The organism is Clostridium sp. DFI.5.61, assembly GCF_024462915.1.
GTDB lineage: Bacteria > Bacillota > Clostridia > Oscillospirales > Oscillospiraceae > Lawsonibacter > Lawsonibacter asaccharolyticus.
Genome location: NZ_JANGBZ010000069.1, coordinates 1 through 13,710 on the forward strand (window position 1 = coordinate 1; position 13,710 = coordinate 13,710).

The following is a 13,710-nucleotide window of genomic DNA, read 5'->3' on the forward strand; positions in this document are numbered from 1 at the left end:
CCCCCCCCCCCCCCCCCCCCCCCCCCCCCCCCCCCCCCCCCCCCCCCCGTTCTCTCTCTCCGGCAGAGGCTGTCCCTGCCAGTCTGTCTGTTGTCACAGCTTGACCTTCACCACGCACTTGCGTACAGGCTCAGGTCCGTCCACCGCGATGTTGGGGGCATGGGCATCCCCCGGGAAGAGGACCACAAACTTGTCCCCGCCCAGGGTGATCTCGTCCAGCGGGCCGTGGTAGAACCAGATATCCCGCTCCGGGTGGGCCTCCACCTCTTCCTTCATGTCCTCCAGGGCACCGACCCCCATCTTCTCCCGCCCGGAGATCAGAAACTGGATGTCCACATACTTCTTGTGGGCCTCGGGAGTGTCGTTGGCCGGCTTGGACTCGTAGCTCTGCAACAAATAGAACAGATCTTCTCCGTCCACCTCCACCCGGGCGTCCTCCAGCTTGGAGAAATCGGTATCCCTTAGGAGCTCCAGTCCCTTATAGATACCGGGATGGACACCCTGATACGCCTCCATATGCTTCAAACTGTCGTAGATCATAACTTGTCTTCTCCTTTCGTTGTGGTCCCAGCCCAGCGGGCCCTCAGAGGACTTTGCACCCTTATTATAATCTCCCTCCCTCCCCCTCCGCAAGCGGCAAAAAATCTTCCCTGTCAAAAAAAGCTTCCAGGTGGTTCTCGATCAGAAAACGCCAGTCGCAAAACCCTCCTTTTTCTCCCTTTTTCGCTGGCGTTCCGCCGAAAAAAAATTGCCCTCTTGCCTTTTTTTGAGCAGATTTATATAATAGTATTGCAATAAGGAAGTGTGTTCTCTATTAAAGAACGGAGGTGGGCGTCATGGATGAATGTTCAGAACCAAAAGTGAAGTCGCTGGCAAAGTCCCTGAAGATCCTCTCCTGCTTCACCATCCAGGAGCCGGTCCTGGGGGTAACGGAGCTGGCGGAGCGGATCGGGGTGACCAAGTCCAACATCCACAACATTCTGTCCACCTTCACCTCCATGGGGTATCTGGACCGGCTGCCCGACGGGCGCTACACCCTGGGTCTGAAGATCCTGGAGTACGCCTTCATCATCAACCAGAACCTGGGCTACCCCAACGCGGTGTATGATATCCTGGTGGACACGGCCGGCAAGACCAATGAGATCGTCTACTTCGGCCTGCCTTACGGGACCAACGTCCTCTACCTCTATGTGGCTCACCCGGCCAACCGGATGGGTGTCCTCCCCTACCGGGACATCCTGGGGGAGACCTCCCCCTTCTACTGCACTGGGATCGGCAAAGCCATTCTGGCCCACATGCCCGAGGAGGAGTGGCTCGCCCACATCCCCGCGGAGCGCACCCGCTTTCAGCCCAACACCATCACCGACCTGGACGCCATCGTGGAGGAGCTCCGCCGCACCCGCCGGAGGGGCTACGCCATCGACAACAGCGAGCGGGACCCCAACGTGCGGTGTGTGGGTGTTCCTGTGTACAACTCTGCCGGCAAGCTGGTGGCCGGGGTGAGCACCTCCGGCCCGGCCATCACCATGACGGACGAGAAGCTGATGGAGTGCGCCGGCATCCTGCAAAATGCGGCCCTGCGCATGCGGGAGCGCATCTACCGCTGAGCCCTCCCTATCGTTCTGTTTTTTATGTGTGCCTCCCCTCTTCGCCGGAGGATGCCGGCACATATAGAAATAAAAAGGAAACCAAACGCGACAAATAAAATAAGGAGGATTCCACAATGAAAAATTGGAAAAAACTTCTTGCAACTGGCTTGAGCACCGCCCTCATCCTGGGGACTCTGGCCTCCTGCGGCGGAGGCAACACTTCCAGCCCGGCTGCCAGCAGCGGCGCCGCCGCTTCCGGCAGCGGTTCTGACGCCAGCAGCACTACCACCACCAACTTCCCTGACGGCAAAAGCCTGAGCATGATCATCCACGCCTCTCCTGGAGGTCTGTCTGACACCAACGCCCGCTTTATCGCTCAGATGGTGTCTGATGAGCTGGGCGTTCCCTTCCCCGCCACCAACATGACCGGCGGCTCCGGTGTGGTGGCCATGACCTACGTAAAGGAATCCACCCCCGACGGCTACACCGTGGGCTACCTGCCCTGTGAGTTGGCCATGGTCAAGGCTCAGGGTCTGACCGAGATCATCGAGCCCTCCGCTTTCGACATGATCTATGCCTGCAACATTCAGCCCGCTGCCATCACTGTCAGCGCCGACTCCGAGTGGGACAGCATCGAGGACCTGGTCGCCTGGTGCAAAGAGCACCCCGGCGAGCTCCAGGTCGGCACCTCCGGCACCGGTTCTGTGTGGCATATCGCTGCTGATGCCTTCGCCAAGGCCGCCGGCATCGAGATCAACCTGGTGCCCTTTGACGGCGCCGCTACCGCCGTCACCAACCTGATGGGCGGCCATGTGCAGATGGTTCCCGTCTCTGAGTCCGAGGTGGCCTCCGGTGTCGCCTCCGGCAAGCTGAAGATCCTGGCTGTCTGTTCCAGCGACCGCAGCGAGTTCAACCCCGACGTCCCCACTCTCCAGGAGCTGGGGTATGATGTGGATGTCACCGCCTGGGGCGGCTTTGGCGTAGCCAAGGGCACTCCCGACGATGTGAAGGAAGTCCTGTATGCCGCCTTCGAGAAGGCCGTCAACTCCGAGGAGTTCAAGGAGCTGGCCTCTCAGGGGCAGTACTCCCCCCTGATCATGGACCATGAAGAGTTCGCTGAGTTTGCGCAGTCCCAGTACGAGTTCTACACCGAGTACTTCACCGACACTGCGCAGTAAACGCTGCTCCAATCTCAGTCGCACGAATCTTGTGATAGGGGCATCGGGCCGGCCTGCTGCGGCCGGCCCGATCGCTTTTTGATTCAAAGGAAAGGGTGAAAACAAACGTGGAGCCGAAAAAAGTAAATTCTATTTTCAACTCCGACACGGTCCTGGGCCTGATAGGGTTCCTGATTGGCCTGTGGTGGCTGGTCATGGCCATGCAGCTGCCCAGCTCTACAGCGGTGGACGGGACGCCCGGTCCCTCAGCTTTCCCCGTTGGGATCTCTGTCCTGGTCATGGCAGTCTCCGTGATCATCATCGCCATCGGCGCAAAAAACAAAATCACATATTTTGATCTCAAATCCATCACCAAGGAGAACGGTATCGCTATTCTGATCTCTCTGGTCTTGTTCGTGGCCTTCCTGGTGGTATGGAACCTCTTCCACTACATTGCGGCCAGCCTGATCCTCTCTCTTGGCCTGGGGCTGCTGTATAAGATGAAGCCGGTCCCCGCTGTGATCCTGGCGGTGGCATATTCTGTGTCCACCTATCTGGTATTCAGCAAGGTCCTCAACGTCATGCTGGATTTCTGAGACGGGAGGAGGAAACAATATGGATTTTTCACTGATCAGCAATACTTTTATCACCATCTTTACCACGGATGTCTTTTTCTATTGCATCCTGGGCGTAGTGGCCGGTATGGTCATCGGTACTCTGCCCGGCCTGTCCGCCACCATGGGCATCGCCATTCTGACTCCCCTCACCTTCTGGCTGGAACCCGCGCAGGGCATGGCTGTGCTGCTGGGCATCTATAACTCCGCCATTTGGGCCGGCGGCATCTCCGCCATCCTTATCAACACGCCCGGCACCCCCGCCTCCATCGCTCAGACCTTCGACGGCTACTACATGGTCACTCAGGGCAAGGTGAAGAAAGCCCTGAATATGAACACCATTTACTCGGTCATCGGCGGCCTGATCGGCACTGTGGTCCTGATCGTCTTTTCCTTCCCCGTGGCGGAGTTTGCCCTGAAGTTCGGCCCCCCCGAGATGTTCGCCATGGCTCTGTTCGGACTGTCCATGATGATCGGTGTCTCCGGCGGCAGTGTGTTCAAGGGCCTGCTGGCCGGCGCTTTGGGCCTGTTGGTCTCCACCATTGGCATGGACCCCATGACCGGTGCCCTGCGCTTCACCTTTGGCAACATCAACATGCTCAGCGGCATTGAGTTCGTCGTAGTCATGGTGGGCATGTTCGGCGTGGGCGAGGTGCTCTACCAGATCAGTAAGAGCTCCCCCGCCGACAAGGAGGCCCGGAAGAACGCCCAGATCGTGAGCAACACCGCAGAGGCCTTCCCCACTGCCAAGGAGACCAAGGCCAGCGTGATCCCCACTCTGGTATGCGGTGCCATCTCCGCCGTCATCGGTGCGGTGCCCGGCACTGGCGGTGATATCGCCGCCATCATCTGCTGGCAGCAGACCAAGAACTTCTCCAAGCATCCGGAGGAGTTCGGCAAGGGTGCAGTCAACGGCTTGGCCGTCACCTCCTGTGCCAACAACGCCGTCATCGGCGGAGCCATGACCACTATGATGACCTTGGGCATCCCCGGCGATGGCGTCACCGCTGTGCTCATCGGCTCCCTGATGATGTATGGAATGCAGCCAGGCCCCATGATGTTCGTGGAGAAACCTGAATTTGTTTACAACGTGATGGGCCTGATGGTGGTGGGCTACATCATGATCCTGATCCTGGGCCTTCTGTCCACCAAGTTCGCCTCCCTGATCCTGAAAGTCCCCCAGGAGGTCATCTGGGTCATCGTCGTGGGCTTCTGCATCCTGGGCTCTTACGCGGTGAACAACTCCATGTTCGACGTGTATGTCATGTTCGCAGCCGGCTTTGTGGGCTTCCTGTGCAAGCGCTGTGAGGTGCCGCTGGGTCCCTTCGTGCTGGCCCTGCTGCTGGGCAACCTGTGCGAGAGCAACTTCCGCCGCGCCCTGTCCATGTCTCTGGGTGATTACAGCATATTCCTGACCCGCCCCATCACGGTGGTCCTGCTGATCCTGACCGTTCTCTCCCTGGTGCTGCCCGCCATCGGCCAGCTCCGCAAGAAGAGCAAAGCGGCCAAGTGATCTCCGCCCCCCTGAACAACATTTGGAAAAGAAAGGTCGTTGTATTATGGCATTTTCCATTCAGCCCGGCGTATGGCCGGTCATGATCACCCCTTTTACCGAGGACAACAAACCGGACTTCAAGGCCATCGAGGGCCTGTGCAACTGGTACATTAAGAAGGGCTGCACCGGCATTTTTGCGGTCTGCCAGTCCAGCGAGATGGCCTTCCTCACCGAGCAGGAGAAGCTGGATATCGCCAAGGCGGTGGTGGACGCGGTGGACGGCCGCATCCAGGTGGTGGCCTCCGGACATACCGCTGACTCCAAATCGGACCAGTATAAGCAGATCGAGGACATGATGAAGATCCCCGGCATCGGCGCCTATGTGCTGGTCTCCAACCGCTTGGATCAGAACAACGAGGGCGAGGAGGTCTTCTTCCAGAACGCTCAGGAGATCTTTGACCGGTTCCCAGAGGTAGACTTCGGCATCTACGAGTGCCCCATGCCCTGGAAGCGCCTGGTCTCTCTAGACTTTCTCCGCAAAGTGGCCCCGGAGGGCCGCATGGTATTTCTGAAGGACACCTGCTGTGATTATGAGTTGATCCGGGAGCGGCTGAAGGCCGTGGAGGGCACTCCCCTGAAGATCTTCAATGCCAACGCCCAGTCCTGGTATGATAGCTACTGCCATGGCTCCGCCGGCTACAACGGCGTTATGGCCAACTTCCACCCGGATCTCTATAAGTGGGCCTATGACCACAAGGACTCTGATCCTGAGAAAGCCCAGCTGGTAGCCCACTTCCTGACCACCGCCGCCATGATCGAGATGCGGGCCTACCCTGTTTCCGCCAAATACCATCAAAACCTGGTGGACGTCCCCATGTCGCTGGTGACCCGCAGCGCCGACGCAGCCAAACTGGACAAGAATGCCCGAGGCGAGGTGGAGAGCCTCATCGCCATGGAGAATTACGTCCGAAAGCAGCTGGGCATCCTGTAAAAATGTGTATCCGCTCTTGATTTCTCTGCAAAAATGATTAGAATAAAAGAGTGGAACTGTACAAAAAAAGTGTCCAAGAAGGAGCTCTGACATGCTGAAAAAGCCAAACATTCTGGTGGTGGGCAGCTTTATGATGGATCTGATCGCCTCCACCAAGCGCGCCCCCAATTCCGGCGAGACCGTCATCGGCCTGAAGTTCCAGACCGCGCCGGGGGGGAAGGGCGCCAATCAGGCGGTCCAGTGTGCCCGCCTGGGCGCCCACGTGACCATGGTGGGCCAGGTGGGGGACGATGCGTTCGGTAAGATCATGACGGATACCGCTGCCGCTGCCGGTGTGGACGTGTCCCATGTGTCAGTGGACCCCCAGGAGTCCTCCGGCGTAGGCCACATCACCCTGGAGGTGACGGAACACGGCGCCCAGAACCGCATCACTGTCTGTCCCGGCGCCAACTTCACCATCACGGTGGACGACGTGGCCTGGCTCCGGGAGGAGATCGGCCGCTTTGACCTGGTGATGATGCAGTTCGAGCTGCCTATGGAGGTCATCGAGGCGGTGGCCCAGTGGGCCCACGACGCCGGGGTCCCCGTGATGATCAACCCCGCCCCAGCCGCCCCCATGTCCGACCGGCTGCTCGCCTGCGCCACCTACCTCTCCCCCAACGAGCACGAGGCCGCCATCCTGGCCGGCCACTCCATCGACGTCTCCAACGGCATCAACATGGAGGACGTGGCCGTGGTCTCCCAGGCCTTCCAGGCCCGGGGGGTGGAGAACCTCATCATCACCATGGGGGAAAACGGCTCCATCGCGGCGGGGAAAAACGGCATCCATCACACCCACTGCGTGAAGATGGAGCATGTGGCCGACCCCACGGCCGCCGGCGACTCCTTTGTGGCCGCCTTCTGCACCGGCCTCACCGCCGGTCTGCCCCAGGGCGAGGCCCTGGCTTTTGCCAGCCACACCGCCGCCATCACTGTGTCCCGTATGGGCGCCATGCCCAGCCTGCCCACGGTGGAGGAGGTCCAGCAGCTCCTTGTGGAGCGGGACTACCAGGGCTTTGACCCGGCGGAGCTGGACGCTTTGAAGCAGTGATCTGTCCTTGACTGTCCCCGTCCCCGCGGGGGCAGTCAAATCCTATCCATAAGGAGAGTCGTTATGCTGAAACCTGAGAGCAAACAGGCGGTATCCAATTTCTTTGCCGCCGCAGAGACCGAATTCAATGCCTTTTTGAAGGCCCGCAGTCCTGAGGAGTACGAGGCCGCCGCCCAGCTGATCTTGGATTCCCAGGCCAAGGGCGGCCGTCTCCACGTCACCGGCATCGGCAAGTGCAGCCATGTGTCCACCTACGCCGCCTCCCTGTTCTCCTCCACCGGCAACCCCGCCTACTACCTCCACGGCACCGAGGCTGTCCACGGCTCCTGCGGGCAGCTGGCGGCCGGGGACGTGGTCATCGCCATCTCCAACTCCGGTGAGACCGCCGAGCTGAAGGCCACCGTGCTGGCTGTCCAGAACAACGGCTGCAAGGTCATCGGCGTCTCCGGCAACCCGAACAGCTGGCTTGCCAAGCACACCGACGCCTTCCTCTTCGCCGGCGTCAAGGCGGAGGGCGGCCCCCTGAACCGGGCCCCCCGCAACTCCGTGCTGGCGGAGTTGCTCACCCTTCAGGCCCTCTCTGTGGCGCTCCAGGTGGAGAAGGACTGGGACCCCGTCAAATACGTCCGCTGCCACCCCGGCGGAAAGCTGGGCGAGCTGCGGGAGAACGAAAAGTAAACATTCCGGGGCGGGCCCCGTCCCCTCCGGAGAAAAAGTGAGGTCATTCAAATGCTGAAAGGAAAGCTCATCCACCCCGACATCATGGCCGCCCTGGCCCTGTGCGGCCACGGGGACAAGGTCCTCATCGCAGACGGCAACTACCCCTTGGACTCCAAGACCGGCCAGGCAGAGACCGTGTACCTGGGGCTGACCCCCGGCCTGCCCACTGTTACCGACGTCCTGGCCGCCATCCAGAGCACGGTGAATATCGAGAAGGCGGAGGTCATGGACCCCGCCGACGGCACCACTCCGGAGATCTTCGGGGAGTTCCAGACCATGCTGGACGGCATGGAGCTGAACAAGCTGGGACGCTATGAGTTCTATGACGCCTGCTGTCAGCCCGGCGTCCGGCTGGCCATCTCCACCGGGGAACAGCGTATCTTTTCCAACCTGCTGATCACCATCGGCGTGGCCTGATCCGGCCTGTCTCACTCGTTTTTAGGGAGCCTTTCTCCGCATGGATGCGGAGAAAGGCTCCTTTGTTCCCGTGGCATTTTTCTCATTTCTGTGCTATAATGCCTGTGACAGCCTGAAAGAGGAGGCGCATATCACAGCCATTGAGAACGGCGAGAGGATCACGCGGGGACTGGAGGATGGCCCCCGCCGCGTTCTCAACTGGCTGGAGCTGGACCCATGGCCCGACGAGATCAGATCTCTGCCCCTCTTCCAAAACGAGGCCGCCGGCTTCTCCGGGGAGGATCAGCACTCCTTCGAGCTCAAGCGCCCAGCCGGGTCCGGCCCGGAGGGGGGAAACGGACTTTGAGGGGACGGTCACCGACCTCCAGACAGGCGCTGCGCGCTGTGCCGGGGTGAGCCTGCCGCAAAAGGAGAGATCGAAATTATGATCCGTGACATCTGCAAAGACGAGACCTTTCTGGCCCAGAAGGCCGAGCCGGCCACGCCGGAGGACCTGCCCGCGGCAGCGGACCTGCTGGAGACGCTGACCCACCACAGCGCGGGCTGCGTGGGCATGGCGGCCAATATGATCGGCGTGAACAAGCGCATCATCGCCTTTGACAACGAGGGCAGCTATCTGGTCATGCTCAACCCGGAGATCGTCAAAAGGTCCGGCCCCTATGAGGCGGAGGAGGGCTGCCTGTCCCTCTCCGGCACCCGGAGGGCCCGGCGGTGGCGGTCCATCAAGGTCCGCTGGCAGAACGAGCGTTTCCAGGAGCGGTGTAAGACCTTCACCGGCTGGACCGCCCAGATCATCCAGCACGAGCTGGACCACTGCGAGGGCATCCTCATTTAAAAGGAGCGTCATGTCATGAGAACCGCCGTCTGTTACTATTCCCGCCACCACGGCAACACCCGGAAGGTGCTGGAGGCCATGGCCCGGGAGGGGGAGATCGACCCGATCGACGCCACCGTCTGCCAGACCGTCCGGCTGGAGGACTACGACTGCGTCGGCTTCGCCTCCGGCGTCTACTTTGGGAAGTTCCACACCAGCGTCTTACACGCCGCCCGGCAGTATCTGCCCCATGGCAAGCCTGTGTTCTTCGTCTGCACCTACGGGGGCGGCATGGGACAGAGCACCCGGGAGCTGAAGGAGCTGGCCGGGGAGCGGGGCTGCGCCGTGCTGGGGACCTTCGGCTGCAAGGGCTACGACACCTTCGGCCCCTTCAAGCTGGTGGGCGGCCTGGCCAAGGGCCGGCCGGATGAGGGGGACCTGGACCGCGCCCGCGGCTTTTTCCGGGACATCCTGACCCGCCTGTGAGAGAGGAGGCGGCGTGATGGAACTGGGACTGACCTTTCCCCTCCAGCGGTTCCTGGGGATAAAAACGCCGGCCTGGGGCACAGAGCCGGACCGGCGCTTCTGCTGGGACCTGCATGTCATCCGCCTGCGGGGCCGCGGGTGCCTGCTGGCCGTCCACTGCCACAGCCGCTACGCCTTTGTCCGCTGGGATGTGCCCCCTCTCCAGCGGGAGGACATCCCCGGCCTCTTCCGCGCAGGCCTGACCGACAGCCTCACCGCCGCTGGCCTCTCCCCGGCCCGGGTGGAGGGCTATCTGGAAAAGGCCGGGCCCGCCTGCCTCACCCGCACTCATGGCCGCCGGGAGGTGGCCTTCCTCAACCGGGCGTGGGAGGACGTGCTGGCGCTGGACCTGTGCCTGGACACGGAACGCCAGGCCCAGCCCCTGCTGGACCGCGCCGTCAACACCTGCTCCAGCCGGTGCGCAGGCTTTGAGGGACTGGGGACAGGGCTGGAGCGGATATCCGCATCGCTGTTATGAGCGGGACGCAGGGCATCCCCCCTAGTTTTCTCCTCTGCTTCGCGAGCTCTGCAAAGGCTGTTGTAAAGGCCGCAGGCCACAGAGGTAACTGTTGAGCGCGCCGCCTTGCACTGCCCGCCATTTTTTCATGCAAAAAAGAAATGGAAAGAGAGAAAAGCTATGAAGGAAGTTCTGCAAAAAAAGACGCTGTTTGTCGTCATTCCGCTGCTCATCGCACTGCTGTCCGTGTTCGTCCTTTCCGGTCCCGCCTCGTCCCCGGATCTTCACGGCTCTACTCTGGCAGCCTTGGAGGAGAAGCAGACCACCGTGCTGGAATTGTCCGCCGCCTCCGCCGCCGCTTCTGCGGCGATCACGCTGATCCCCGGTGACGTCGCCACCCCGATCGCCGACAAGCTGGCCGATCTGAGCTCCCATTTTCTGCTGGTGCTGTGTGCCGTGTTCCTGGAAAAATATCTGCTGACCATCACCGGAACGGTGACCTTTTCCTTCCTGATCCCCGTGTCCTGCCTGCTGTATGTGCTGTATGTCCTCTTTGACTGGAAAAGCCTTCGTCTGCTGGCGGCAAGGCTGACCGCGTTTGGACTGCTGATCTTTTTGGTCATCCCAGCCAGCGTCTATGTCTCTGATCTGATCGAGGACTCCTACCAGGCATCCATCGAGGCCACCATTGAAACAGCCAGAGATGCCGCCGCAGAGCTGGAGAGCGAATCAGAGACGGCGGGCGAGGGAGAAAAAGGCTTCTTTTCCGGGCTGATCTCCACCGTGACAGACGGGGTCTCCGGGATCACGGACAAAGTGGGCGAGATGGTCAACCGCTTTATGGAGGCGCTGGCCGTGATGCTGGTGACCTGCTGCGCCATCCCGGTCCTGGTCCTGCTGTCCTTCCTCTGGTTTGCCAAGATCCTGCTGTCCGTGGAGCTGCCGGTCAGTTACAGCGGCATCCACCACGGGCTGAAGGATCGGCTTTTCCGAAAAAAACGGGGAGAGCCCCAGTAAAGGCCTCCCGCAGGTCGGGTGTGCGGAGATACTTCGCACGAGCCCCCGCCAGCAAGGAAACTGATCCGATCATAACAGATGGGAAGTGGCTCTCTTATGCAGATCACAGCTGTTTTTCACCGGAAGGGGCTGCGGCTGGCCACGGGTGTCCTGCTGGCGATGCTTCTTCTGGCGGCCGGATTTTTCTGGTATGTATCCGACTACTACCGGGCAGAGGATGCGGCCCTGGATGTATTGGCCAGCGGCGAGAACATTGAGGTCCAGGGCAGCCTGACCATCCTCTCCCCGTCCTATCCCACGGACACTGCCATCATCTTTTACCCCGGGGCCAAGGTGGAGGGGGCTGCCTACCTGCCTCTGCTGGACCAGCTGCGGAGGACCGGCCTCACCTGTATTCTGGTGGAGATGCCCTTCCGCATGGCCATCTTTGATGTCAACGCCGCCGAAGACGTGATGGCCCAATTTCCGGAGATCCGGCACTGGTATCTGGCCGGACACTCCATGGGCGGAGCCATGGCCTCCCAATTCGCCGCCGGGCACCGGGACCAGGTGGACGGCCTCATCCTGCTGGGGGCCTATCTCTACGGCGAATACCCGTCCGCAGACACCCTCACCGTCTACGGCTCCCTGAATCAGAGCGTGGAGGACAAGATCGACTATACGGAACATGTGGTGGAGATCGACGGCGGCAACCATGCCCAGTTCGGCAGCTACGGCCTCCAGCGGGGCGACCCGCCGGCGGAGATCACGCCTCAGGAACAGCAGGCCCGGACTGTGGAGGCCATCTCCGACTTCCTCGCCCAGCGGCAGGAGAGATAGGCGCTCCCTCCATCCTTTCCCACAGGTACTTCAGGCCCTGTGCCGCTCTCCGGGGCACAAAAGCAAATTGACAGGAGTATCGCTATGCAGACTTCAACAGATTTGAGAAACCTATTGGCCCGCATCGACCGGAAGGGCTATCCGGCCTATAAGGACACCCGGGGCGCCTATCAGTTCCCCGCCTACGTGCTGTCCATCGACCACGTACAGGGGGACCCCTTTGCCGCTCCCTCCAAATTGAGCATCCATGTGAACGGAAAGCAGGCCGGATTCCCCAGGCAGCTCTATCAGACCCCCTGCCGGCGCATCGCCCTTCAGGATGCGCTCACCCGCCAGTTTGGCCGGCGGGCGGCCCAGGCCTCCTTTCAGGCCAAGGGCTCGGGACACAGCGGCCTCATCTCTATCAGCCGGTGCGGCCAGGAGGTGCTGGAGCGGACCGCCTGCGCCCTGGACCCGGAGCACGGCGATCTGCTGCTGCGGCTGGAGGTGGGCTTCCCCGCCAACGGCCGCACCATCAACGCCCGGGAGCTGGAGAAGATCCTCTTCGACCTGCTGCCCCGGTGCGTGGAGGAGTCCCTGCTCTACCGCAATCTGGACGGAAAGCGCCTCCAGGAAGCGGCTGACCTGGCGGAGGACCAGCAGGATATCCGCCGGCAGCTGCCCGCCCTGGGCCTGTGCGCCTTTGTGGCCGATGGCAGCATCCTGCCCCGGACCTCCGGCGTCTCCTCCCTGCCCATGAAGCAGGCCGTCCCCTTCCGCTCCCCCAGAGAGCTCTCGGTCACCCTGGAGCTGCCCCACCGGGGGACCATCACCGGCATGGGCATCCCCAAGGGGATCACTCTGATCGTGGGCGGCGGCTACCACGGGAAGTCCACCCTGCTCAAGGCCCTGGAGCTGGGGGTGTACGACCACATCGCCGGGGATGGGCGGGAGTATGTCATCACCGACCGCACAGCGGTCAAGATCCGTGCCGAGGACGGGAGGAGCATCCGGAACACCGACATCTCCATGTTTATCAACAACCTGCCCAACGGAAAGGACACTGTCCATTTCACCACCGAGGACGCCAGCGGCAGCACCTCCCAGGCCGCCGGCGTGGTGGAGGCCATGGAGGCGGGGACCTCCCTGCTCCTCATGGATGAGGACACCAGCGCCACCAACTTCATGATCCGGGATGAGCTGATGCAGCGGGTCATCCACCGGGACATGGAGCCTATCACCCCCTTCCTCGACCGCATCCGGGAGCTCTATGGTATCCACGGCATCTCCACTGTCATCGTGGCAGGCAGCTCCGGCGCCTTCTTCCACGCCGCCGACCGCATCATCCAGATGGACCGGTATGTCCCCCGGGACATCACCGCCTCCGCCAAGGAGGAGGCCCGGGCCTTCCCCGCCGGGAGCGCCGTCATGGAGCCTGCTCCCGCCCCCGGTCTCTGCCGCTGTCCCAGACCCTCCCCCCAGTTCCGGGGAGACCGGATCAAGCTCAAAGCCCTGGGCCGGGACGGCATATCCATCGATCGGGAGACCATCGATCTGCGGTATGTGGAGCAGCTGGCTGACGGCGAGCAGTCTGCTGCCCTGGGCTGGTGCATGGTCTACGCCCAGCGGCGCCTGATGGACGGCAGGCGCACCCTGCGCCAGATCGTGGACGAGCTGGACCGGCTGATGGAAGAACAGGGCCTGCCCGCCCTGTGCGGCTCCCCCTCCGGCGTCCCCTTTCTGGCCCGCCCCCGCCGTCAGGAGATCTTCGCCTGTTTTGACCGCTGCCGCTTCCTGGACCTGCTGTGACCGGCTGGTCCCCGCAGGCCCCACGCCCCCATCCAGATGGGGGGCATTGGCCCCACCACACAGAGGCGTCCCTCTCCGGCCGGTCCGGAGGGGGACGCCTTTTCTATGGGCGGCGGTGTCAACGTGGGACAGCGGCGCATAGATTGTTTTGGGGCCTCGCCCCGAAGTCTGCAAATAAAAAGTCAATAGGGAAATAAAGCAAAATTGAGGAGAGAAA

16 protein-coding genes are annotated in these 13,710 nt (G+C 61.7%); 15 read left to right on the plus strand and 1 reads right to left on the minus strand.

The window, feature by feature from the left end; genetic code table 11:
- Positions 1 to 93: 93 nt before the first annotated feature.
- A complete protein-coding gene (locus tag NE584_RS17475; RefSeq protein ID WP_050624581.1) occupies positions 94 to 540 on the minus strand; it encodes a YhcH/YjgK/YiaL family protein in 447 nt (148 codons plus the stop codon).
- 296 nt (positions 541 to 836) lie between these two features.
- Between NE584_RS17475 and NE584_RS17480 the strand changes: the two genes are divergently transcribed.
- The 15 genes from NE584_RS17480 (at position 837) to NE584_RS17550 (ending at position 13,493) form a co-directional block, all read left to right on the plus strand.
- Positions 837 to 1,607, plus strand: coding sequence for an IclR family transcriptional regulator (locus NE584_RS17480; protein WP_050624580.1), 771 nt, complete (start codon positions 837 to 839; stop codon positions 1,605 to 1,607).
- A 116-nt stretch (positions 1,608 to 1,723) separates the two neighbouring features.
- A complete protein-coding gene (locus NE584_RS17485) occupies positions 1,724 to 2,767 on the plus strand; it encodes a tripartite tricarboxylate transporter substrate binding protein (protein WP_050624579.1) in 1,044 nt (347 codons plus the stop codon).
- Positions 2,768 to 2,874: 107 nt separating this feature from the next.
- The gene (locus tag NE584_RS17490) at positions 2,875 to 3,342 is read left to right on the plus strand and encodes a tripartite tricarboxylate transporter TctB family protein (protein WP_050624578.1); all 468 of its coding nucleotides are present in this window, start codon (positions 2,875 to 2,877) and stop codon (positions 3,340 to 3,342) included.
- Positions 3,343 to 3,361: 19 nt separating this feature from the next.
- Positions 3,362 to 4,873 (plus strand): tripartite tricarboxylate transporter permease, encoded by a 1,512-nt coding sequence (locus NE584_RS17495; RefSeq protein ID WP_050624577.1) that lies wholly within the window; start codon positions 3,362 to 3,364, stop codon positions 4,871 to 4,873.
- A 46-nt stretch (positions 4,874 to 4,919) separates the two neighbouring features.
- Complete coding sequence (locus NE584_RS17500; protein WP_077138759.1) at positions 4,920 to 5,846, plus strand: dihydrodipicolinate synthase family protein; 927 nt, start codon at positions 4,920 to 4,922, stop codon at positions 5,844 to 5,846.
- Positions 5,847 to 5,937: 91 nt separating this feature from the next.
- A complete protein-coding gene (locus tag NE584_RS17505) occupies positions 5,938 to 6,936 on the plus strand; it encodes a ribokinase (RefSeq protein WP_050624576.1) in 999 nt (332 codons plus the stop codon).
- A gap of 63 nt (positions 6,937 to 6,999) precedes the next feature.
- Complete coding sequence (locus tag NE584_RS17510) at positions 7,000 to 7,614, plus strand: SIS domain-containing protein (protein WP_050624575.1); 615 nt, start codon at positions 7,000 to 7,002, stop codon at positions 7,612 to 7,614.
- Between the two features lie 51 nt (positions 7,615 to 7,665).
- Positions 7,666 to 8,073, plus strand: a complete 408-nt coding sequence (locus tag NE584_RS17515; protein WP_050624574.1) for an RbsD/FucU domain-containing protein — start codon at positions 7,666 to 7,668, stop codon at positions 8,071 to 8,073.
- 40 nt (positions 8,074 to 8,113) lie between these two features.
- Entirely contained in the window at positions 8,114 to 8,419 is a 306-nt protein-coding gene (locus tag NE584_RS17520) for a hypothetical protein (protein ID WP_256183356.1), read from the plus strand.
- A gap of 78 nt (positions 8,420 to 8,497) precedes the next feature.
- Complete coding sequence (locus tag NE584_RS17525; protein WP_050624572.1) at positions 8,498 to 8,908, plus strand: peptide deformylase; 411 nt, start codon at positions 8,498 to 8,500, stop codon at positions 8,906 to 8,908.
- 15 nt (positions 8,909 to 8,923) lie between these two features.
- A complete protein-coding gene (locus NE584_RS17530) occupies positions 8,924 to 9,373 on the plus strand; it encodes a flavodoxin domain-containing protein (RefSeq protein WP_256183357.1) in 450 nt (149 codons plus the stop codon).
- 16 nt (positions 9,374 to 9,389) lie between these two features.
- Positions 9,390 to 9,890 carry a hypothetical protein gene (locus NE584_RS17535; protein ID WP_256183358.1) on the plus strand — a complete coding sequence of 167 codons (501 nt, stop codon included), beginning with the start codon at positions 9,390 to 9,392 and terminating at the stop codon, positions 9,888 to 9,890.
- A 159-nt stretch (positions 9,891 to 10,049) separates the two neighbouring features.
- A complete protein-coding gene (locus tag NE584_RS17540; RefSeq protein WP_050624569.1) occupies positions 10,050 to 10,886 on the plus strand; it encodes a hypothetical protein in 837 nt (278 codons plus the stop codon).
- Positions 10,887 to 10,982: 96 nt separating this feature from the next.
- The gene (locus NE584_RS17545) at positions 10,983 to 11,705 is read left to right on the plus strand and encodes an alpha/beta hydrolase (RefSeq protein WP_256183359.1); all 723 of its coding nucleotides are present in this window, start codon (positions 10,983 to 10,985) and stop codon (positions 11,703 to 11,705) included.
- An 84-nt stretch (positions 11,706 to 11,789) separates the two neighbouring features.
- Positions 11,790 to 13,493, plus strand: coding sequence for an ABC-ATPase domain-containing protein (locus NE584_RS17550; RefSeq protein WP_256183360.1), 1,704 nt, complete (start codon positions 11,790 to 11,792; stop codon positions 13,491 to 13,493).
- Positions 13,494 to 13,710: the final 217 nt, after the last annotated feature.

Excerpts from the sequence above, each read along its gene's own strand:
- NE584_RS17540 (WP_050624569.1), top strand. The coding sequence starts at position 10,050 with ATGAAGGAAGTTCTGCAAAAAAAGACGCTGTTTGTCGTCATTCCGCTG.
- NE584_RS17510 (WP_050624575.1), top strand. The coding sequence starts at position 7,000 with ATGCTGAAACCTGAGAGCAAACAGGCGGTATCCAATTTCTTTGCCGCC.
- NE584_RS17525 (WP_050624572.1), top strand. The coding sequence starts at position 8,498 with ATGATCCGTGACATCTGCAAAGACGAGACCTTTCTGGCCCAGAAGGCC.
- NE584_RS17475 (WP_050624581.1), bottom strand. The coding sequence starts at position 540 with ATGATCTACGACAGTTTGAAGCATATGGAGGCGTATCAGGGTGTCCAT.
- NE584_RS17530 (WP_256183357.1), top strand. The coding sequence starts at position 8,924 with ATGAGAACCGCCGTCTGTTACTATTCCCGCCACCACGGCAACACCCGG.
- NE584_RS17495 (WP_050624577.1), top strand. The coding sequence starts at position 3,362 with ATGGATTTTTCACTGATCAGCAATACTTTTATCACCATCTTTACCACG.
- NE584_RS17515 (WP_050624574.1), top strand. The coding sequence starts at position 7,666 with ATGCTGAAAGGAAAGCTCATCCACCCCGACATCATGGCCGCCCTGGCC.
- NE584_RS17485 (WP_050624579.1), top strand. The coding sequence starts at position 1,724 with ATGAAAAATTGGAAAAAACTTCTTGCAACTGGCTTGAGCACCGCCCTC.
- NE584_RS17550 (WP_256183360.1), top strand. The coding sequence starts at position 11,790 with ATGCAGACTTCAACAGATTTGAGAAACCTATTGGCCCGCATCGACCGG.
- NE584_RS17535 (WP_256183358.1), top strand. The coding sequence starts at position 9,390 with ATGGAACTGGGACTGACCTTTCCCCTCCAGCGGTTCCTGGGGATAAAA.
- NE584_RS17520 (WP_256183356.1), top strand. The coding sequence starts at position 8,114 with ATGGATGCGGAGAAAGGCTCCTTTGTTCCCGTGGCATTTTTCTCATTT.
- NE584_RS17505 (WP_050624576.1), top strand. The coding sequence starts at position 5,938 with ATGCTGAAAAAGCCAAACATTCTGGTGGTGGGCAGCTTTATGATGGAT.
- NE584_RS17480 (WP_050624580.1), top strand. The coding sequence starts at position 837 with ATGGATGAATGTTCAGAACCAAAAGTGAAGTCGCTGGCAAAGTCCCTG.
- NE584_RS17545 (WP_256183359.1), top strand. The coding sequence starts at position 10,983 with ATGCAGATCACAGCTGTTTTTCACCGGAAGGGGCTGCGGCTGGCCACG.
- NE584_RS17500 (WP_077138759.1), top strand. The coding sequence starts at position 4,920 with ATGGCATTTTCCATTCAGCCCGGCGTATGGCCGGTCATGATCACCCCT.